The sequence below is a fragment of the Duganella sp. Leaf126 genome, assembly GCF_001423125.1.
In the GTDB taxonomy this organism is placed as follows: domain Bacteria; phylum Pseudomonadota; class Gammaproteobacteria; order Burkholderiales; family Burkholderiaceae_D; genus Rugamonas.
In genome coordinates this window covers 602,647-622,793 of the sequence record NZ_LMNW01000012.1, presented here as the reverse complement: position 1 = coordinate 622,793, position 20,147 = coordinate 602,647, and the positions used below count along the sequence as shown (strand labels likewise).

Annotated in this window: 14 protein-coding genes; 8 read left to right on the top strand and 6 right to left on the bottom strand. The window is 64.6% G+C overall.

Annotation, left to right across the window (positions count from 1 at the left end):
* Positions 1-10: 10 nt before the first annotated feature.
* From ASF61_RS10415 to ASF61_RS10405, 3 genes are all read right to left on the bottom strand, one after another.
* Positions 11-1,096, bottom strand: a complete 1,086-nt coding sequence (locus tag ASF61_RS10415) for a DUF4272 domain-containing protein (RefSeq protein WP_056154957.1) — start codon at positions 1,094-1,096, stop codon at positions 11-13.
* Between the two features lie 42 nt (positions 1,097-1,138).
* Positions 1,139-1,975: an aldo/keto reductase gene (locus ASF61_RS10410; RefSeq protein ID WP_056154954.1), complete on the bottom strand. Its 837-nt coding sequence runs from the start codon at positions 1,973-1,975 to the stop codon at positions 1,139-1,141.
* A 163-nt stretch (positions 1,976-2,138) separates the two neighbouring features.
* On the bottom strand, positions 2,139-4,166 hold the full coding sequence (locus ASF61_RS10405) for a bifunctional 2',3'-cyclic-nucleotide 2'-phosphodiesterase/3'-nucleotidase (RefSeq protein WP_056154951.1): 2,028 nt from the start codon (positions 4,164-4,166) through the stop codon (positions 2,139-2,141).
* 170 nt (positions 4,167-4,336) lie between these two features.
* Here ASF61_RS10405 and udk point away from each other — a divergent pair, with 170 nt between their 5' ends.
* The 6 genes from udk to ASF61_RS10375 all read left to right on the top strand — a co-directional run bounded on the left by udk (position 4,337) and on the right by ASF61_RS10375 (position 11,497).
* A complete protein-coding gene (gene udk / locus ASF61_RS10400; RefSeq protein ID WP_056154949.1) occupies positions 4,337-4,978 on the top strand; it encodes a uridine kinase in 642 nt (213 codons plus the stop codon).
* 107 nt (positions 4,979-5,085) lie between these two features.
* Positions 5,086-6,190, top strand: a protein-coding gene (gene prfB / locus ASF61_RS10395; RefSeq protein ID WP_156369520.1) for a peptide chain release factor 2 whose coding sequence is annotated in 2 segments (ribosomal slippage) — positions 5,086-5,166 and positions 5,168-6,190 — 1,104 coding nt in all. Because the reading frame shifts where the segments join, the coding sequence is not laid out codon by codon here.
* 20 nt (positions 6,191-6,210) lie between these two features.
* Positions 6,211-6,897 (top strand): HAD family phosphatase, encoded by a 687-nt coding sequence (locus ASF61_RS10390; RefSeq protein WP_056154946.1) that lies wholly within the window; start codon positions 6,211-6,213, stop codon positions 6,895-6,897.
* A gap of 38 nt (positions 6,898-6,935) precedes the next feature.
* Positions 6,936-8,477 (top strand): lysine--tRNA ligase, encoded by a 1,542-nt coding sequence (lysS, locus tag ASF61_RS10385; RefSeq protein WP_056154943.1) that lies wholly within the window; start codon positions 6,936-6,938, stop codon positions 8,475-8,477.
* A 186-nt stretch (positions 8,478-8,663) separates the two neighbouring features.
* Positions 8,664-9,461: an SDR family oxidoreductase gene (locus ASF61_RS10380; RefSeq protein ID WP_056154939.1), complete on the top strand. Its 798-nt coding sequence runs from the start codon at positions 8,664-8,666 to the stop codon at positions 9,459-9,461.
* Positions 9,461-11,497, top strand: a complete 2,037-nt coding sequence (locus ASF61_RS10375; RefSeq protein ID WP_229205786.1) for a glycoside hydrolase family 15 protein — start codon at positions 9,461-9,463, stop codon at positions 11,495-11,497. Before ASF61_RS10380 ends, ASF61_RS10375 begins: the two co-directional genes overlap by 1 nt.
* Positions 11,498-11,623: 126 nt before the next feature.
* Here ASF61_RS10375 and ppnN read toward each other — a convergent pair whose 3' ends face one another.
* The gene (gene ppnN / locus ASF61_RS10370) at positions 11,624-12,994 is read right to left on the bottom strand and encodes a nucleotide 5'-monophosphate nucleosidase PpnN (protein ID WP_056154935.1); all 1,371 of its coding nucleotides are present in this window, start codon (positions 12,992-12,994) and stop codon (positions 11,624-11,626) included.
* 257 nt (positions 12,995-13,251) lie between these two features.
* Between ppnN and ASF61_RS10365 the strand changes: the two genes are divergently transcribed.
* A complete protein-coding gene (locus tag ASF61_RS10365) occupies positions 13,252-14,751 on the top strand; it encodes a peptide MFS transporter (RefSeq protein WP_056154932.1) in 1,500 nt (499 codons plus the stop codon).
* A 69-nt stretch (positions 14,752-14,820) separates the two neighbouring features.
* Here ASF61_RS10365 and glpD read toward each other — a convergent pair whose 3' ends face one another.
* A complete protein-coding gene (glpD, locus tag ASF61_RS10360) occupies positions 14,821-16,356 on the bottom strand; it encodes a glycerol-3-phosphate dehydrogenase (RefSeq protein WP_056154929.1) in 1,536 nt (511 codons plus the stop codon).
* A 352-nt stretch (positions 16,357-16,708) separates the two neighbouring features.
* Between glpD and ASF61_RS10355 the strand changes: the two genes are divergently transcribed.
* Positions 16,709-19,075 carry a penicillin-binding protein 1A gene (locus ASF61_RS10355; RefSeq protein WP_056154925.1) on the top strand — a complete coding sequence of 789 codons (2,367 nt, stop codon included), beginning with the start codon at positions 16,709-16,711 and terminating at the stop codon, positions 19,073-19,075.
* A 352-nt stretch (positions 19,076-19,427) separates the two neighbouring features.
* Here the strand turns inward: ASF61_RS10355 and ASF61_RS10350 are convergent, their stop codons facing one another.
* Positions 19,428-20,105: a TetR/AcrR family transcriptional regulator gene (locus ASF61_RS10350; protein WP_229205785.1), complete on the bottom strand. Its 678-nt coding sequence runs from the start codon at positions 20,103-20,105 to the stop codon at positions 19,428-19,430.
* Between the last annotated feature and the right edge of the window lie 42 nt (positions 20,106-20,147).

The window sequence follows — 20,147 nt, the reverse complement described above, 5'->3', positions numbered from 1 at the left end:
GTCGCCGCGGTCAGGTCGGCGTATCGACGTCGTCCCAGTCGCGGTCCTCGAAGCGTACCAGCCAGTTCAGCGCATGGTGACGCTCCTGCAGTACGCTGTCGTTCAGGCCGGCCGGCACCGCCGTCTTCTTGAGCAGCGCCTGGCGCGAGGCCCAGTGCAGGCGGTAGTGCAGGTCGAGCGCGTCGAGCACCTCGGCGCCGCTGCGCATGACGGGCTGCTTGCGCAAGCCGTCGGTCGCGCGCTCGATGACGGTGCTGGAGATGGCTGCCACATCGCAGATCGCATCGGGGAACGGCAGCGCCTCCTGCAGACCGAGCGCCCACTGCAGCTCCAGGATCGCTTCGTAACGCCACAGGAACTGGGTGACTTCGTCGGCGGGGGGCGCATCCTTGGCCAGAAAGTCGCGCTCGCGCTCCGTCAGGCCGGCAAACGCCGGCGGGAAGCGCTGCTGCAGATCGGCCACCGCGATCGGCTGCTCGCCGGTCAGCGACTCGGCGCGGATGGTCACGGCAAACAGCGCCAGCATCCGGCGCAGCACCTCTTCCGGCGTACGCAGGCGCAGCTCGGGATCCGACACCACCGGCGGCAGATCGGCCGGCACGGCGATCTGCCTCTGGGCCAGCAGCGCATCGGTACGCGCCTTGCGCGCCCAGGCCGCCGGCGGATACGGCACGGCAGCCTGCGGTTCGCCATCGGCGCCGCCGGCGTTCAGCAAGGCGCGGCCGTGCGGATCGAGCACGCTGCCATCGGGCATGAAGGCAATCGCGTTGGCCATCTCCATCCAGGCCAGTAAACCCGGCATGTCGGCCGGCGCCACCGCCAGGCTGACGTGCTGCTGCACGCGCTGGATGTGGCGGATGACGTGGTAGCGGGTGCGCGTCATCTGCCCGTTGCCGGCGTCGGCCACGTGGTGCATGAAACCATTAAGGTGCGGGGCCAGCGCCGGATCGGCCAGGCTGCGCGCGGCGCCCGTGGTATGGGGAAAATCGCGCGGCGGCAGCTCGGCCACGGTGGCGTAAGCATTGACCAGGATCTGGTCGCCTTGCGGGACGGACGGCATGGCCGGGGACAACAGCTGCTTGAGTCGTTTGAACATGGTGATGATGGATGCCAGTGGGGTAATAAGAGCTTGCGCTGATCAACGCATATCGAGCGCGCGGGCCCGGCGCGGCGGCGGGAAGGCGCGGTCGAGTGCAGCCAGGTCGTCGCCGCTCAGGCGAAGGTCGGCGGCTGCGCGGTTGGCGCGTACATGATCGGGCGCGACCGCCTTCGGTATGGCCATCACGCCATCCTGGTGCAACACCCAGGCCAGCGCGATCTGCGCGGGCGAGACGCCATGCGCGTCCGCCAGTGCGCGCAGCGCCGGATGACCGAGCAGGGCCGCCTGGTCGCGGCCGCTGCTTTCGAGCGGAGAATACGCCATCACCGGCAAGCCGCGCGCGCGGCACCACGGCAGCAGATCGAACTCGATGCCGCGCTTGAGCAGGTTGTACAGCACCTGGTCGGTGACGGGCGCGCCATAGCCGACTGCCTCTTCCATGCTGGGCAGATCGAGATTGCTGACGCCGTAATCACCGATCTTGCCGGCCCGCTTGAGCGCCTCGAAGCCGTCGAAGGTTTCGGCCAGCGGATGGTGGCCCTGCCAGTGCAGCAGGTACAGGTCGATGCGCTCGATGCGCAAGCGCCGCAGACTGCGCTCGCACGCTGCGCGCACGCCGTCGAAGCTCGCGTTGTGCGGATAGACCTTGCTGACGATGAAAGCCTCCGAGCGGCGCCCGGCAATCGCCTCGCCGACCACTTCCTCGGCGCCGCCCTCGCCGTACATCTCGGCCGTATCGATCAGCGTCATGCCCAGATCGAGCCCCAGGCGCAGGGCCCGCACCTCGTCCGCCTTGCGCGCCCCATCCTCGCCCATATTCCAGGTGCCCTGCCCCAACACCGGCACATCGGCCCCGGCAAGCGTCACTGTCCTCATCACCCCTCCCGCAAATCCAGCAGTGTACCCAAAACCGCGCCGCCCCCGGTTCCCGATGCGGTTGAAAAATACCGCGGTTTGAGCGAAAAACCCCGATCCGGCGGCCGGCGCCCCCACGCAAACGCGGCGCTGAGCTGAACGGCATTGGCCACCGCACCGCAAGCTATTGCGCCAGGTCCACCGCGTAAAGCGCGTAGCCTTTGCCGCTGCCGTCGTCGGGCTGCAGTTCGGTGACGCTGGTCAGGCCGGCTTCGGCGGCCTGGGCGAGCATGCCGGGAGCCGAGTGGAATACGACCGGGCCGGCCACCTGCACCGGGGCGAAACGCCAGCTGCGGGTGGCGCCATTGCTGGCGCGGGTCAGGTGTTTGGCACTGCGGATGTAGGCGATCAGCACGTCGCGGCTGCTGTCCGGCGCTGCGATCACGGTCCGGCTGCCGTCGAGCCCGGGGAAATTGCCGCCGCCGCTGGCGCGGTAGTTGTTGGTGGCGACGACGAACTGCTGGCCGGGCGTGACCGGCGCGCCCTGCCAGCTCAGCGCCACGATACGCTGTCCCACCGGCCGCGTGACGTCGATCTGGTAGCTGATGTCGGCGCTGGTGGGCATGTCGAAGTTATAACCGGCCACGCCGGTGTTGACCAGCTCCTGCGGCGCCGTCACGGCCGGATCGATGCGGTTGAAGCGCTCGGCCGATTTTTCCAGCCACGCCTTCAGGCCCGCGCCATCAACCTTCACCGCATGCAGTTCGTTCGGGTACAGATACAGGTCGGCGGCGTTGTTCAGTGCCAGCGCACCCGCCTTGACGTCGGTGTAGTCGCCGGCACCGGCAGCGCCGGTCTTGAACGGCGACGCCATCGACAGCACCGGCAGCGAGGCGTATTGCGGCAGGTTGGCCTGCAGGTAGCGGCGCACATACTCGGTCTGCGCCTGGTTCACCAGCTGCACGGCGCTGACGTCGCCCACGTCGGCAAAGTACGACGACATGCGGAAATCGCTGCTGCCCAGCGGCGTTTGCACGTAGCGGATGGTGGCCTCGTGTTCGGCCGCCACCAGGTCGGCCATGGCCGGATCGGCTGCCACGTAGCTGCCATCGGCATTGCGGATGCTGCGCGCCTCCACCGTGGTGCGGGTCTTATCGACCTGCCAGTGCTGGCCGTCGTAGGTCAGGTGCAGCGCAATCACGCCCAGGTGCTTGCCCCACAGGCTGGCCATCACGGCCGGTACGCCGTGCACGGTGCCGCGCGTCTTGTCCACGCCCGGCAGACTGAATTGCGGGACCGTGCTGGCGGCCAGCGGAAACGGCAGGTGGGCATGGCCGATCAGCATGGCGTCCACGCCCGGCACCTGCGCCAGGTAGTAGTTGGCGTTTTCCATGTCGGGGGTGTAAGGCGCGCCGTCGATGCCGCCGTGCGACAGCGCCACGATCAGGTCCGCGCCCTGGGCGCGCATCAGCGGGATGAATTTCTGCGCCGTCTCGCGCACGCCGCGGGCCACCAGCTTGCCGTCGAGCCAGCGCTTGTCCCAGGCCAGGATGCCGGGTGGCGCAAAACCGATGATGCCGACCTTGATGGTGGCGGTCACGGGCTGGCCATCGGGACCGGTGGCGCTGATCTGCCGCTTGAGGATGCTGTATGGGGCAAACAGGGGCTTGCCGGTGCGCTTGCTGTCGATATTGGCCAGCACGATCGGGAACTTCGGTCCGGCACAGCGCGGCGTCCCGGCCGGTACGCCATCGACATCGAAAGCGCTGCCGGTGACCTGGTTCAGATAGGGCAAACCATAGTTGAATTCATGGTTGCCGATGCCGGCGCCATCGACGCCCAGCATGTCCATCGCCTTGTAGATGGCCGGCAGCTGGCCGCACGGCACCGGGGCCACCCTGGCCTGGTAGTCCGCCAGGGCCGTGCCCTGCAGCGCGTCGCCGTTATCGAGCAGCAGGTTGTTCGGATACTGGGCGCGCGCCTGGCTGATCAGCGTGGCCGTGCGGGCCAGACCGATCGACGGCTCGGGCTTGAGCTTGTAATAATCATAACTGAGCACATTGGCGTGCAGGTCGGTGGTCTCCAGCAGGGCCACGGTGGCCTGGGTGCCCGCCACAGGATCGGCTGCCGTCGCTGCTGACACCGGCCTGTTCGCGCCCAGCAGCAGGCATGGCAACATCGGAAGGAGGCGGAACAATGGCGGCAGCGGCATAAGGTATCAGTTCAGGAAAGATCGCCGCATGATACGCAGCGATCGGGCCCGAATCAAGCACTATGCAACCGGACGCGCCCTCGGATTTTATAGCGGTTGGCGAGCTTTTTCGGCGTTCGGACGCCATCGCTCCCTGTCGGTTATGCCCCGCTTCCGGTATCATCACGGGTATGACTACAATTCCTTTCCAACCGTTCATTATCGGGGTCGCTGGCGGTAGCGGCAGTGGCAAATCCACGGTGTCCCAGCAACTGCTTGCCGCGTTCGGGGCCGACATGGTCTCGGTGGTGATGCAGGACGATTATTACAGCGACCAGTCGCACCTGGCCCCCGAAGTGCGCACCCAGCAAAACTACGACCACCCCAACGCCTTCGAATGGCCGCTGCTGGTGCAGCACGTGCAGGCGCTGCGCCGCGGCGAAACCATCGACATGCCGGAGTACGACTTCACGCTGCATAACCGTTCCAACCGCACCATTGCGGTCAAGCCGGCGCCGGTGATCGTGATCGAAGGCCTGTTCGCGCTGTACGACGCCGACCTGCGCGACATGATGTCGCTGAAAATCTATGTCGATACCGCTTCCGACGTGCGCTTCATCCGCCGCATGCAGCGCGACATCACCGATCGCGGCCGCTCGGTCGAAAGCGTGGTCGGCCAGTACATGGACACCGTGCGCCCGATGCACAAGCAGTTCATCGAACCGACCAAGCGCAATGCCGACGTGATTTTCCCGCACGGCGCCAACGGTCCGGCCATCGACGTCATCACCGCCAAGATCGCCAGCGTGATCGGCCAGATGCAGCGCACGTAAGACGCTGCATCTGGCCGCGTGCCGCCCGCGGCAGCGCCCCATGACGCGCCTAGCGTATAATGGCGGGTTTGATTTCGCCCCTTAGAGAAAAAGAAAGAAGAACAAACATGGAAGCCGAACGCATCAACGCCCTCTCCGCCCTGCTCGCCGATCTGACCACGCGCGAAGCCGAACTTCGGAGGTATCTTTGACTTCGATAAAAAGTCGGAGAAGCTCGAGCAGGTAAACGAAGAAATGGAAGACCCGACGATCTGGAACGACCCCAAAAAGGCGCAGGATCTCGGCAAGGAAAAAAAATCGCTGGAAGCGATCGTGTTTGCGCTGACCAAGGCGGACACCGATCTCAAGGACATGGCCGACCTGTTCGCCATGGCCAAGGAGGAAGGCGACGACGACACGCTCGAAGCGCTGATCGCCGACGCCGAATCGGTGCGCGCGGTCATCGAGAGCATGGAATTCCGCCGCATGTTCAACAACCCGATGGACCCGAACAACTGCTTCATCGACATCCAGGCCGGCGCCGGCGGCACCGAAGCCCAGGACTGGGCCTCGATGCTGCTGCGCCAGTACGTGCGCTATTGCGACCGCAAGGGCTTCAAGGTCGAGGTGATGGAGCAGTCCGACGGCGAGGTGGCCGGCATCAAGACCGCCACCCTGAAGGTCGAGGGCGAATACGCCTACGGCTTCCTGCGCACCGAGACCGGCGTGCACCGCCTGGTGCGCAAGTCGCCGTTCGACTCGGCCAATGGCCGCCACACGTCGTTCACGTCGCTGTTCGTCTATCCGGAAGTCGATGATTCGATCGATATCGAGATCAACCCGGCCGACCTGCGCATCGATACCTACCGCGCGTCCGGCGCCGGCGGTCAGCACATCAACAAGACCGATTCCGCGGTGCGCCTGACCCACGGCCCGACCGGCATCGTGGTGCAGTGCCAGAACGACCGCTCGCAGCACCGCAACAAGGCCGAGGCGATGGAAATGCTGAAGGCCAAGCTGTACGAACTGGAACTGCGCAAGCGCATGAGCGAGCAGCAGAAGCTGGAAGACTCGAAGACCGACGTCGGCTGGGGCCACCAGATCCGCTCCTATGTGCTGGACCAGTCGCGCATCAAGGACTTGCGCACCAACTTCGAAACCGGCAATACCAAGGCAGTGCTCGACGGTGAACTGGACGACTTCATTTCAGCTTCGCTGAAACAAGGCGTATAGCAATATAACAAGGCTTAACAATGACTTCGACTTCCCCGCGCGCGTTCATCTTCGACATGGACGGCACCATCGTGGACAACATGGCCTACCACACGCAGTCGTGGCTGGCCTTCTTCGCCAAACGCGGCCAGCAGCTCGAGCCGGACGCGTTTTTCCGCGACACGGCCGGCCGCCAGGGCCATGAAATCATGCGCAGCTACCTGGGCCAGCAGCTCACGGCCGAGCAGGCGGCCGCGCTCGACGAGGAAAAGGAATCGCTGTACCGCCAGCTGTATGCGCCGCACCTGGCGCCCACGGCCGGCTTCGAGGCCTTCATCGCACGCGCCAAGGCCGCCGGCGTCCGGCTGGCCGTGGCCACTGCCGCGCCGCCGGCCAATATCGACTTCACGCTCGACGGGCTGGACCTGCGCCGCCAGTTCGATGCGATTGCCGGCGCTGCCGACGTGGCGCGCGGCAAGCCGAACCCCGACGTGTTCCTGCTGGCCGCCGAGCGCGCCGGCAGCGCACCGGCCGACAGCATCGTGTTCGAGGATGCGCCGCTGGGCGTGGAAGCGGCGCGCCGGGCCGGCATGCGCGCGGTGGTGCTGACCACCACCTTGCCGGCGTCAGCGTTCGCCGAGTTCGACAACGTGATCGCGATTGCGCGCGACTTCAGCGAGCTCGATGTCGAGGCGCTGTTCGCCAGCGCGTCCGACGTCGCCGCTTAACTATTTACCGCCATCTTCACCCCACCAAAGAACAGACCATGACTACGGATCTTCAAGACCAAGCAAGCGCCTCCGCCAACCCGCCCGATGACAACAAGATCATCGCCGAGCGCCGCGCCAAGCTGGCTGCCCTGCGTCAGCAGGGCGTGGCCTTCCCGAACGACTTCAAGCCGCAGCACAAGGCGGCCGACCTGCACGCCGAATTCGGCGGCAAGACGCGCGAGGAACTGGAAGCCAACCCGGTCACCGTGGTGCTGGCCGGCCGCATGATGCTCAAGCGCGAAGCCGGCAAGAAGGCCGCTTTCGCCACCCTGCAGGACGCGTCGGGCAAGAATGCCGACGGCCGCATCCAGATCTACGCCACGCTCGATCTGACCGGCGAAGCCGCGATGGCCGCGCTGCACCACTACGACCTCGGCGACATCCTGGGCGTGACCGGCACCCTGTTCAAGACCAAGACCGACGAGCTGACCGTCAAGGTCACCGAACTGCGCCTGATCACCAAGTCCCTGCGCCCGCTGCCGGACAAGTTCCACGGCCTGGCCGACCAGGAAACCAAGTACCGCCAGCGCTACGTGGACCTGATCATGAACGAGGAAACCCGCCGCACGTTCAAGGCCCGTACCGCCGCCATCTCGTCGATGCGCCGCTTCATGGAAAAGAACGACTTCATGGAAGTCGAAACGCCGATGCTGCACACCATTCCCGGTGGCGCCTCGGCCAAGCCGTTTACCACCCACCACAATGCGCTCGACATGCAGATGTTCCTGCGCATCGCGCCCGAGCTGTACCTGAAGCGCCTGGTGGTGGGCGGCTTCGACCGCGTGTTCGAGATCAACCGCAACTTCCGCAACGAAGGCGTGTCGATCCGTCACAACCCCGAATTCACGATGATGGAGTTCTACGCGGCCTACACCGACTACCAGTGGCTGATGGACTTTACCGAAGCGATCATCCGCCAGGCCGCCATCGACGCTCACGGCACCGCCACCCTGACCTACGGCGGACGCGAGCTGGACCTGGCCAAGCCGTTCCATCGCCTGACCATCGTCGAGGCGATCAACAAGTACGCGCCCGGCTACACCACCGAGCAGCTCAACGACGCCGAATTCATCAAGCAGGAACTGCTCAAGTTCGGCGTCAAGCCGTTCGCCACGGCCGGCCTGGGCGCGCTGCAGCTGGCCCTGTTCGAGGAAACCGCCGAAGCGCAGCTGTGGGAGCCGACGTACATCATCGACTACCCGGTCGAAGTGTCGCCGCTGGCACGCGCCTCCGACACCCGCGAAGGCATCACCGAGCGCTTCGAGCTGTTCATGGTGGGCCGCGAGATCGCCAACGGCTTCTCGGAGCTGAACGACGCCGAAGACCAGTCGGCGCGCTTCCTGGCCCAGGTGGCGGCCAAGGACGCCGGCGACGAAGAAGCGATGTACTACGACGCCGACTACATCCGCGCGCTCGAATACGGCATGCCGCCAGCCGGCGGTTGCGGCATCGGCATCGACCGCCTGATGATGATCATCACCGACTCGCCCAACATCCGCGACGTGCTGCTGTTCCCGCACCTGCGCCGCGAAGAATAAGGTGATCGGCGTCGCTCGCCGATCCCTGAAACCGTAGCAACCGTCCCTCCGGGGACGGTTTTTTTTCGCCCGCATTTTGCGCCCCTGCGTGCGGTGGAGCCGCTTCGTCCGTGCGTGCGCCCTTCCCGGTCCACCCGTGCTGCCTACAATGGAACGATCACCGTTTCCGCCCACAGGAGCACGCCCATGCAAATCAGTTTGGAAGGTCAGACCGCCATCGTCACCGGCGCCAACTCGGGCCTCGGTCGCGGCATCGCACTTGCCTATGCCAAGGCCGGCGCCAACGTCGTCGTCAACTACCATTCGCACCAGGACCAGGCGGACGAAGTCGTGTCCGCCATCACCGCTGCCGGCGGCAAAGCCATCCCGTTCCAAGCCGATGTCGGCGAGGAAGCCGACGTGCAGGCGCTGTTCGCCGCCGCCATCGACAAGTTCGGCGCCATCGACATCGTGGTCGCCAACTCGGGCCGCCAGGACGATGCGCCGAGCGCCGACATGACGCTGGCGCAGTGGGAAGGCGTCCTGAAAACCAATCTGACCGGCCAGTTTTTGTGCATGCGCGAAGCGGTACGCACCTTCCGCAAGCAGGGGCAGCGCGAGGGCTCGCGCGCGCTGGGCAAGATCATCTGCATGAGTTCCGTCCACCAGCGCATCCCCTGGGCAGGCCACGTCAACTATGCGGCGTCCAAGGGCGGCGTGCACCTCTTGATGGAAACCATGGCGCAGGAAATGGCGCCCGAACGAATCCGCATCAACGCCATCGCCCCCGGCGCCATCAAGACCGCGATCAATGCCGACGTTACCGCCGATGGCGGCACCGAGGCGCTGCTCAAGCTGATTCCATACGGCCGCGTGGGCCAGCCCGAAGACGTTGCCAACGCCGCCCTGTTCCTGGCCTCCGACCTGGCCGATTACGTGGTGGGCAGCACGCTGTTCGTCGATGGCGGCATGGCGCTGTACCCGGGCTTCGAGGACAACGGCTGATGGCTGCCGCCCGCCGCGCCGCGACCGCCGGTTCGTCCGCATCGACCGCATCGTCCAGGGCAAACAAGTCCGAGGCCCCGGCCAGGCGGGCGACATTGGCCGCATCGGCCGCATCGGCCAAGGCAACCAGGCCGCCGAAAGCAGCCAGGGCTGCTAAGACGGACAAGGCGTCAGGCGGCCGAGGCGCTCCGCAGCCCCTCAAGCCGGGCGAACCGGAACCGCCGGCGCACGACCGGCAGCGCCAGGAGCGCGATATCGCCGACCACGGCATCATCGGCAACCTGGCCACGATCGCGCTGGTCGCGTGCGACGGCGCCATCGACTACATGTGCTGGCCCAACCTGGACAGCCCCAGCATTTTTGCCGCCCTGCTCGATGCCGACTGCGGCGGCGTGTTCGAGTTCGCGCCCGACATCGAATCTCCGCGCGTGATGCAGATGTACATCCCGGATACCAACGTGCTGCTCACGCGCTGGATGGGCAGCGACGCCAGCGCCGAACTGACCGACCTGATGGTCGATACCTCGGAAACGGGCGAAGCGCCGACCCGCCTGGTGCGCCGCCTGGTCGTCACGCGCGGCACCGTCAGCGTGCACGTACGCTGCGCACCCCGCTACGATTACGCACGGATCACGCCCGAGGTCACGATCGAGGACGGCGCTGCGCTGTTCAGCGCCAAGGACTGCCCGCCGCTGCGGCTGTCCGGCGCCGATTTCACCATCCGCGACGGCGAAGTCCACGCGCGCCTCCAGCTCAAGGCCGGACAATGCGTGACGCTGATGCTCGACGCGCCGGACGCGCCGCTGACCGCTGCCGACGAGATCGGACAGCTGATCGACGCAACCATCAGCCGCTGGCGCGCCTGGTCGGCGCAGTCGACCTACAAGGGACGCTGGCGCGACGCGGTCGGCCGCTCGGCGCTGGTGCTCAAGTTGCTGACCTCGCGCCGGCACGGATCGATCGCGGCTGCCGGCACGTTTTCACTGCCGGAAGCTGCGGGGGGCGTGCGCAACTGGGATTACCGCGCGGCCTGGATCCGCGACTCCTCGTTCTCGATCTACGCGCTGATGCGGCTCGGCTACCATGCCGAGGCCAAGGATTTCTATCGCTGGATCGGCGACCGTGCCATGCATTCGGCCAGTGGCGGCCAGCTGAAGGTGATGTATGCGCTCGACGGCGGCAAGGTGCCCGCCGAGACCACGCTCGACCACCTGGCCGGCTACGGCGGCGCCGCGCCGGTACGCATCGGCAACGACGCGGTGGACCAGCTGCAGCTCGACATCTACGGCGAGCTGATGGACTCGATCTACCTCAGTAACAAGTACGGCGAAGCGATTTCGCACGACCGCTGGCTGGGCGTGTGCCGCGTGATCGATTATGTGGCGCGCAACTGGAAAAAGCCGGACGCCGGCATCTGGGAAATCCGCGGGCCGGCACGCCACCACCTGCATTCGCGCCTGATGTGCTGGGTGGCGATGGACCGCGCGATCCGGCTGGCCAGCAAGCGTTCGCTGGCCGCGCCGTTTACACGCTGGATCAAGGTGCGCAACGCGATCCAGGACGATATCTGGGACCATTTCTGGGACGAGAAACTCGGCCACTTCGTCGAGGAACGCGGCAGCAAGGACCTCGATGCATCGATGCTGCTGATGCCGCTGGTGCGCTTCGTCGGCGCCACCGATCCGCGCTGGCTGGCCACGCTCGACGCCATCGGCAAGCACCTGGCCGACGACGGCATGGTGTACCGCTACAAGCGCGACGACGGCCTGCCCGGCCAGGAAGGCGCGTTTTCCGCCTGCTCGTTCTGGTACGTGGAGTGTCTGGCGCGCGCCGGCCGCATGGACGAAGCGCGTCACATCTTTGAAAAACTGCTGCGCTACGCGAACCACCTGCAGCTGTACGCCGAGGAATTCGACGAGCGTGCCCACCTGGTGGGCAACTTCCCGCAGGGCTTCACCCACCTGGCCCTGGTCAGCGCGGCCTTCTACATCGACCGCGAAATGGAAGGCCGCGCCCCGCGCGACTGGCCGGCATAGCAGCGCCCACTGCCGCCATGGCACTGAGGGCGCCTGAAAAAACCTCCAGGGCAAGGCGCAGCGACGAAGACAGTACGCTGGTACGGCAAGTCGCTGCAACGCCGCCATGGAGGTTTTTCAGGTGCCCTACTGGATCACTCGGTAGCAGGGTTCGTAAGCCTTACCCGGCAACTTCATCCGGCTATGCTCCACGAAAGACGTCAGCAGCGCATCCATCGGCCCCATGATGGACTTGTCGCCGTGGATCTCGAAGTGGCCGTGCTGCTCGATGGCGCGGATGCCCTCGTTCTTGACGTTGCCGGCTACCACGCCGGAAAACGCGCGCCGCAGGTTGGCCGCCAGCAGGTGCACTTCCTGGTTCTTGTGCAGACTGAGGTTGCGCATGTTGGCATGAGTCGGCGCGAACGGCATCTGGAATTCGCGGTCGATCTTCAGTCCCCAGTTGAAGTAGTAGGCGTCGCTGCGGCTCTTGCGGTATTCGCGCACGGCGCGGATCCCGGCCTGCATTTCGCGCGCGACGGCTTCCGGATCGTCGATGATGATCTTGTAGCGCTCCTGCGCCTCCGGGCCCAGCGTGGCGTGGATGAAGTTATTAATCTGGACAAAATACTCGCGCGAGGTTTCCGGGCCGGTGAACACCAGCGGGAACGGCAGTTCGGCATTATCGGGATGCAGCAGGATGCCGAGGATGTAGAGGATCTCTTCGGCCGTCCCGGCACCGCCGGGGAACACCACGATGCCGTGACCGGCGCGCACGAAGGCCTCCAAGCGCTTCTCGATGTCGGGCATGATCACCAGCTGGTTGACGATCGGGTTCGGCGACTCGGCAGCGATGATGCCAGGCTCGGTGATGCCGAGATAACGGCCGTTGGTCAGGCGCTGCTTGGCATGGCCGATGGTGGCGCCTTTCATCGGGCCCTTCATCGCGCCCGGACCGCAGCCGGTGCAGATATCGAGTTCGCGCAAGCCCATTTGATAGCCGACTTCCTTCGAGTAGTTGTACTCGGCGCGGTTGATTGAATGGCCGCCCCAGCACACGACCAGGTTCGGGTTGAGCATCGGTTTGAGCACGCCGGCATTGCGCAGGATGTGGAACACGGCATCGGTGACGTCCTCGGTGCGGCCCATGTCGAACTTGTCGGAGTGGGTGACCTCGTTGCTGACGAAAACGATGTCGCGCAGGACCGCGAACAGCTGTTCGTGGATGCCCTTGATCATTTTGCCGTCCACGAAAGCGGTGGCCGGCGCGCCCTTGATATCGAGCTTGATGCCGCGTTCGCGCTGCACGATGCTGATCGAGAACGACTCGAAGCGCTCGAGCAGTTCCTTGCCGTCGTCGATGGTGCTGCCGCAATTGAGCACGGCCAGTGCGCAGTTGCGGAAGACGTTATACAGGCCGCCCTGGCTGGTATCGAGCAGTTTGTTTACTTCGGCCTTGGACAGTACTTCGAGCTGGCCTTCCGGCGAAATCAGGGTATCGATGACGTCATGTTCCATGTTGCGTAAATCCTTATGTTCAGAGGCGCGCACTCGCGCAGTCGGTGAATATCGCGCTGGGTTTCCTGCCCTGCCAATATACGACAAGTCTGCGCGGCGTGCGCAGAGATTGCGTGGCGTTTGCACGGCGTGCGAAGGCGGCCATCGCGCAAAAAGTACTTTCTAAACCGTTTGTAGATTAAAATGGCGCCCGATTTGGCTCCTCACGAGGGAGCCCGACACCTTTTTTAAACAGATCAATGAAGAGGAGACCCCGCATGAGCGGTGCCACCATCAACAAATCGGAAGCTGCCGTCCCCGAGTTCAAGCAGATCATGGGCCATCCCGCCCCCCTGTGGATGCTGTTCATGACCGAATTCTGGGAACGCTTCGCGTTCTACGGCATACGCTGGGCACTGGTGCTGTATGTCGTGGCCCAGTTCTACAACGGCGATCCTTCCGGCGAATCGGCAGCCAACCTGGTGTACGGCTCCTACCTCGCGCTGGTCTATGCCGCCGCGCTGTTCGGCGGTTACGTGGCCGACCGCGTGCTCGGCTACCAGCGCTCGATCCTGGTCGGCGCCGCCTTCATGGCGGCCGGCCTGTTCATGATCGCCGTGCCCAACGAAGAAGTGTTCAAATTCGGCCTGGCCACCATCATCGTCGGTAACGGCATGTTCAAGCCGAACATCTCGACCATGGTCGGCAAGCTGTACACGACCGCCGACCCGCGACGCGACTCGGGCTTCACCATTTTCTACATGGGCATCAATGCCGGCGCCATGGTGGCGCCGGTGCTGACCGAATGGCTGGCCGCCAAGGTATTCGGTACCGACGGCATGCCGGCGTACAAGGTGGTGTTCATGTCGGCCGGTGTCGGCATGCTGATCAGCCTGGTATGGTTCTTCATCGGCCGCGCGCGCCTGCTGGGCATCGGCGCGCCCGACGCCGCGCACGCTGATCCGAAGCGCTTGCTGTTCGTGATCGTCGGTTCGCTGTGCGTGATCCCGGTCGTGTACTTCCTGCTCGCGGCCGGCGCCGAGAAGCTGCAGGTCGTGCTGACCATCCTGTTCATCCTGCTGTCGGTGATGCTGATCGTCGAGGGCATCAAGAACGGCAAGGTCGCGCGCGACAAGGCCATCGCCATGCTGGTGATCTTCTTCTTCAATATCATGTTCTGGATGTTCTTCGAACAGGCCGGCAGCTCGTTCACCTTCCTGGCCGATAAGATCGTCGACCGCGAAATGTTCAACTGGACCTTCCCGGTGGCCTGGTTCCAGACCGTCAATTCGCTGGCCATCATCACGTTTGCGCCGCTGATCGCCTTCATCTGGGTCAAGCTCGGTCGTAACAACCCGTCGATTCCACGCAAGTTCGGCCTGGGCCTGCTGTTCAACGGCCTCGCATTCGGCCTGCTGATGTACGCGCTGTCGATGCTGGTCAATATCGACAACAAGATCCCGTTCTGGACCCTGTTCATGGTCTACGTGCTGCAGTCGATCGGTGAGCTGTGCCTGTCGCCGATCGGCCTGTCGATGGTGACCAAGCTGGCGCCGGTGCGCCTGGTGGGCCTGGGCATGGGCGGCTGGTTCCTGTCCACCGGCATCGGCAACAACCTGTCCGGTATCTTTGCCTCGTACGTCAGCGGCGAAGCGGGCATGTCGGTCACCTCGGCGCTGTCGGGCTACACCTTCGGTTTCTATTCGCTGATGGCGGGTGGCGTGCTGCTGTTCCTGATCGCACCGCTGATCCAGAAGCTGATGCACGGTGTGAAGTAAGCGCGGCATAGGGTAACGACAACCACCATGACAACGGCGCCCTCGGGCGCCGTTGTCATTTGCACTGCATTATTTGAACTGCAGCGGATGGGCAGTCAGCCACACCTGCAGCGTGGCCGCCGCCTCGGGCGGCAGGTGCAGGCCAAGCTTGGAACGGCGCCACAGGATGTCGTGCGCGGTGCGCGCCCATTCGTACTTGCGCAGGTATTCCACCTCGACCTGGTACAGGCCGGGCACGATCTCCTCGCCCATGTCGGCGATGGTGGTCCGCTCGCGCAACAGGGTATGGATGCGGGTGCCGTATGCACGCGCATAGCGCACCACGAGCAGTGGCGGCAGCCAGGCGTAATGCGCTTGCGCCTTGCGCACCCATTCGTCGAAACCGAACACCGACCGGTTCTGCGGCTCGGCGCCGAACAGGTCACCGCCGGGCAGGCAGGCATGCGCGGTCCAGTTGCCATGGCGGTTGTCCAGCGCCCTGGCGATCAGTTCCACCGCGTCTTCGGCCAGCTTGCGGTAGGTGGTGATCTTGCCGCCAAAGATGCTGAGGATGGGTGCACCGTCGCTGTCGACTTCGAGCTTGTAGTCGCGCGTGACGGCCTTGGCGTCGGCGCCGTCGTCGAGCAGCGGCCGCACGCCGGAAAAGGTCCACACCACGTCGGCCGGCGTCACCGGCGTGACGAAGTAGCCGCTGGCGAGCTGGCACAGGTAGGCGACTTCGGCGTCGTCGATGGCGACGTTGTCGGCGTCGCCCAGGTAGTCGATGTCGGTGGTGCCGATCAGCGTGAAGTCGCGCTCATACGGAATCGCGAACACGATGCGGCCATCGCGGTTCTGGAAGATATACGCCTGGTCGTGCTCGAACATGCGCCTGACCACGATGTGGCTGCCCTTGACCAGGCGCAGATGGCCGCTGCCTTCCTTCGGCGTCGCCTGGTGCAGCGTGCGGGTCGTCCACGGTCCGGCGGCATTGACCACGTACCGGGCATTGACGCGGATGGTGCCGCAGGTGGGCTTGTCGACCAGCGCTTCCCAGCCGCCGCCCTTGCGCGTGAGCGAGGCGACCCGCGCCTGGGTCAGGATGGTGGCGCCCTTCTCGCTCGCGTCCATGGCGTTGAGCACCACCAGCCGGGCGTCGTCCACCCAGCCGTCGGAGTAGGCAAAGCCGCAGCGGAATTCGGGCTTGAGCGGCTTGCCGGCCGAGTGGCAGCGCAGGTTGACGGCAGCGGAGCGCGGCAGCAGCTCGCGTTTGGCCAGGCTGTCGTAGAGCCACAGACCGGCGCGGATCAGCAGGGCCGACCGCTGGCCTTTTGCGTGCGGCATCACGAAGCGCAGCGGCCACATGATGTGGGGCGCGGCGCGCATCAGCACCTCGCGCTCGAGCAGCGCCTTGCGCACCAGGTTGAATTCGTAGTATTCGAGGTAGCGCAGGCCACCGTGTATCAGCTTGGTGGAGGCCGACGACGTGTGCGCCGCCAGGTCGTCTTTTTCGCACAGGACGACCGACAGCCCGCGACCGGCCGCATCGCGCGCGATCCCCGCGCCATTGATGCCGCCTCCCACGATCAGGACATCGCAATCGAGCGTGTGCTGCGGTTCCGCCATGAGTTCCCCGAAATGGTCGCTTGTTTTCTTGTTATCGTTTGAAATGTAGCCAGATTCGCCACGTCCTGCTACGGTACGACAAATTTGGTTTTGATGATAGAGGGCAACCGTAGCGTCCGCCTAAAATTCCCGTCATCGGCCACGTTACTTATGAATATGATATGTAAGGAAACCTCGAAAAACCGTAGCGAGCGGCCCGGTATCGGCTTTGGTAGCGCAAGCGTACGAAGGTACGCTGAGCAACGGGAAGGCGATAGCGGGTCGCGCAGTAGGTTTTACGAAATTCCCTTAAGCTTGCTCAAATTGGCTTGGTCTATAATCTGCGCACCGTATTGATAGCGAGACCGACGTTTTGACTGCTACCTCCAACAAACTGCCCCAGTGGCTCAATCGCCGCAATGCCATCCGCGGCGTGATCGTGATCGGCCTGGCCATCCTGGTAGGCGCCGTCGCGCTGGCGGCGTACATGTTCCTGGCGATTGCGCCGAACCTGCCCTCGCTCGACAAGATTTCCGACTACAAGCCCAAGATCCCGCTGCGCGTGTACACCGCCGACAATGCCCTGATCGGCGAATTCGGCGAAGAGCACCGCGACTTCATCCCGATCAAGGAGATGCCGGACCTGATGAAAAAAGCGGTGCTGTCGATCGAGGACAAGCGCTTCTACGAACACAATGGCATCGACTGGGTGCGCGCCCTGGGCGCGGTCAAGGCCAACCTGGGCGGCTCGTTCCGCCAGGGCGGCTCCACCATCACCATGCAGGTGGCGCGCAACTTCTTCCTCACGCGCGAAAAAGTCCTGGGGCGCAAGCTCAATGAAGTGATGCTGTCGCTGAAAATCGAGCACGCCCTCTCCAAGGATGAAATCCTCGAGCTGTACATGAACCAGATCTACCTGGGCCAGCGCTCGTTCGGCTTCGGCAGCGCTGCCCAGACCTACTTCGGCAAATCGGTGAAAGCGTTAAATATCGCCGAGATGGCGATGCTGGCCGGCCTGCCGCAAAATCCGGCGCGCCACAACCCGATCACCAATCCGAAGCGCGCCAAGCAGCGCCAGCAGCTGGTATTGCGCTCGATGCGCGACCTCGGTTACATCACCGAAGACCAGTACCAGCAGGCCCTGCACCAGCAGATCCATATCAGCGCCAAGGGCCAGCAATTCGAGGTCCACGCCGAATACGTGGCCGAACTGGCGCGCCAGGCCGTGTATGCGCAGTTCCAGGACGAGGCTTACACGCGCGGCATCAGCGTGTACACCACGCTGCTCAAGGATGACCAGAATGCCGCGTACGAATCGATGCGGCGCAACGTCATCAACTACGATCAGCGCCATGGCTACCGCGGTCCGGAAGCCTTCATCACGCTGCCGGCGGGCGAGGAAGAACGCGACGACGCCATCGAGGAAGCACTGCAGCGCCGACCGACCAGCGACCGCCTGACGCCGGCCGTGGTGCTGGCCGCCAGCGCCAAATCGGTCAAGGTGCAGAACGACGCCGGCGAGGAAATCACCATCAGCGGCGACGGCCTGCGCCTGGTGGCTGCGGCCCTTTCCGACAAGGCCAAGGAGTCGCTGCGCATCCGCCCCGGCGCGGTCGTGCGCATCATGCAGAACGATAAAAAGGGCTGGACCATTTCGCAGGTACCGCAGGTGGCGGCAGCATTCGTGTCGATGGATGCGGTCACCGGCGCCTACCACGCCATGGTGGGCGGCTTCGACTACAACCTGCAGAAGTTCAACCACGTCACGCAGGCGTGGCGCCAGCCCGGGTCCTCGATCAAGCCGTTCGTGTATTCGGCCGCGCTGGAAAAAGGCTTTTCGCCGGCCACGCTGCTCAATGACGAGCCGCTGGAACTGACCGCCGCCGAAACCGGCAACCAGCCATGGAGCCCGCGCAATGACGATGGCAAGTACGAAGGCCCGATCACCATGCGCTACGCCCTGGCCGAGTCGAAAAACGTGGTCACCGTGCGCATCCTGCGAGCGATCACGGTGCCGTATGCGCACGACTACCTGGGCAAGTTCGGTTTCGATCTGTCCAAGCATCCGAAGAACTTCACCATGGCGCTCGGCACCGGTTCGGTGACGCCGGCGCAGATGGCGGGCGCTTATGCGGTCTTCGCCAACGGCGGCTACTCGGTCGAGCCCTACCTGATCGCGAAGATCGTCGATGGCGACGGCAAGGTCATCTCCGAAGCCAAGCCGCGCACCACCCTGCCCGACGAAGCGCGCGTACTCGATCCGCGCAACGCCTATGTCACCGATAGCATGCTGCGCGAAGTGACCCGTACCGGCACCGGCGGCGCCGTGGCGCGCCTGGGCCGCCACGACATGGCCGGCAAGACCGGCACGTCGTCCGATGCGGTCGATGGCTGGTTTGCCGGCTACGGCGGCGGCATCGTGGCGGTGTCGTGGATGGGCTTTGACGATTCCAAGTCGCTGGGCAACAAGGAATTCGGCGCCACGGCAGCGCTGCCGATCTGGCTCGACTACATGAAAGTGGCAATGAAGGACCGCCCCGCGCGCGACCGCCAGGTACCGGTCGGCCTGACGCAGGTCGGCAACGAGTGGCTGTACGATGAATTCATGGGCGACGCCGGCCGCGCCTCGCTCGACCTCGACAGCCAGCCGCCCGGGGCCGAAAACATCGTGCCCGTGCCGACCGGTGCCGGCGCGCCGCCACTGCCGCCACAGCCGCAGGTACAGCCGCCAGCGCAATAAGCGCCCGGGCGGCGCCGCTACGCGAGCGAACGACGATACCGCAGCGCCCGCCCGCGCGGGCGCGATATCGGACTAGCGGCACAAGGGGCGGCATCAACTGTGGGCGCTGCGCTCCTGTCCAAATGTCGGAGCGCCTCGGTCGGCTCTGACCCTCATGCCGTTAACTTGAGCGAAAAGTACGCATTTTGTTAGCATAAAAAACGTCATCCCTGCGCAGGCGGGGACCCAATTTGGCTGACAGGTCGACGCATCTGGCACAACTTGGGTACCCGCCTACGCGGGTACGACGGATATGCACACCGTAACCTAAAGGGCCCCTTTCGCTGCATTAGTATCTGAATCTGAAGAAGCGTCAGCTGAGATAGCCGCGCATCATGCGCACGGCGCTGGCGGCGAACTGGTCGGGGGTGATGTCGGCAGCGCGGTATTTCCAGCGCTTGACGTACCAGTCCTGGAAGGTCGCCATCAGGTGCGAGGCCAGCAGGTCGGCGCTGCCTGGCGGACGCGATGGCAGGCGCACGATGACGTCGGCGAACAGCGACTGGACATACAGCTCGGAGTTCTTGGCGGCGTGGCGCAGCGCCGGCTGCAGCACGCGCGAATCCATGTACACGAAATAAAACCAGGGCTGCAGGATTTCCGAGATGTAGATCGACGAGCGGATCAGCGCCTCCAGGCGGTCGAGCGGATCGACGATGCTGTCGAACAGCAGCGGCACCTGGTGCGTGGCGTGGCGCACCACGTCGCCGATCATTTCCGCCAGCTGGTCCTTGGTGGTGATATAGCCGTACAAGCCGCCCATCGACAGGCCGGTCTCCTGGCACAGGTCGCGCAGGTTCATGGCGCGGAAGCCGACATCGTTGGCGAGCTTGAAGGTGGCGTTGAAGATGCGCTCGATGTTTTCCAGCGCCGGCTTGCGGCGCTTGACGGTAATGCGGTCAGCGTGATGGTCGAGCAGATAGGCCCAGATATTGCCCGCGTCGAGCGGCGTCATGGTCTGGAACTGCTCAAAAGTGAAGTCTGGCTGCACGGCAGTCTCTTTACTTGTTTTTATAAAAAATATTATAGCGTA

What these genes read in the sequence shown, in the direction of transcription:
- ASF61_RS10415 (WP_056154957.1), bottom strand. Translation starts at nt 1,096, where the DNA reads ATGTTCAAACGACTCAAGCAGCTGTTGTCCCCGGCCATGCCGTCCGTC.
- ASF61_RS10410 (WP_056154954.1), bottom strand. Translation starts at nt 1,975, where the DNA reads ATGAGGACAGTGACGCTTGCCGGGGCCGATGTGCCGGTGTTGGGGCAG.
- ASF61_RS10405 (WP_056154951.1), bottom strand. Translation starts at nt 4,166, where the DNA reads ATGCCGCTGCCGCCATTGTTCCGCCTCCTTCCGATGTTGCCATGCCTG.
- udk (WP_056154949.1), top strand. Translation starts at nt 4,337, where the DNA reads ATGACTACAATTCCTTTCCAACCGTTCATTATCGGGGTCGCTGGCGGT.
- ASF61_RS10390 (WP_056154946.1), top strand. Translation starts at nt 6,211, where the DNA reads ATGACTTCGACTTCCCCGCGCGCGTTCATCTTCGACATGGACGGCACC.
- lysS (WP_056154943.1), top strand. Translation starts at nt 6,936, where the DNA reads ATGACTACGGATCTTCAAGACCAAGCAAGCGCCTCCGCCAACCCGCCC.
- ASF61_RS10380 (WP_056154939.1), top strand. Translation starts at nt 8,664, where the DNA reads ATGCAAATCAGTTTGGAAGGTCAGACCGCCATCGTCACCGGCGCCAAC.
- ASF61_RS10375 (WP_229205786.1), top strand. Translation starts at nt 9,461, where the DNA reads ATGGCTGCCGCCCGCCGCGCCGCGACCGCCGGTTCGTCCGCATCGACC.
- ppnN (WP_056154935.1), bottom strand. Translation starts at nt 12,994, where the DNA reads ATGGAACATGACGTCATCGATACCCTGATTTCGCCGGAAGGCCAGCTC.
- ASF61_RS10365 (WP_056154932.1), top strand. Translation starts at nt 13,252, where the DNA reads ATGAGCGGTGCCACCATCAACAAATCGGAAGCTGCCGTCCCCGAGTTC.
- glpD (WP_056154929.1), bottom strand. Translation starts at nt 16,356, where the DNA reads ATGGCGGAACCGCAGCACACGCTCGATTGCGATGTCCTGATCGTGGGA.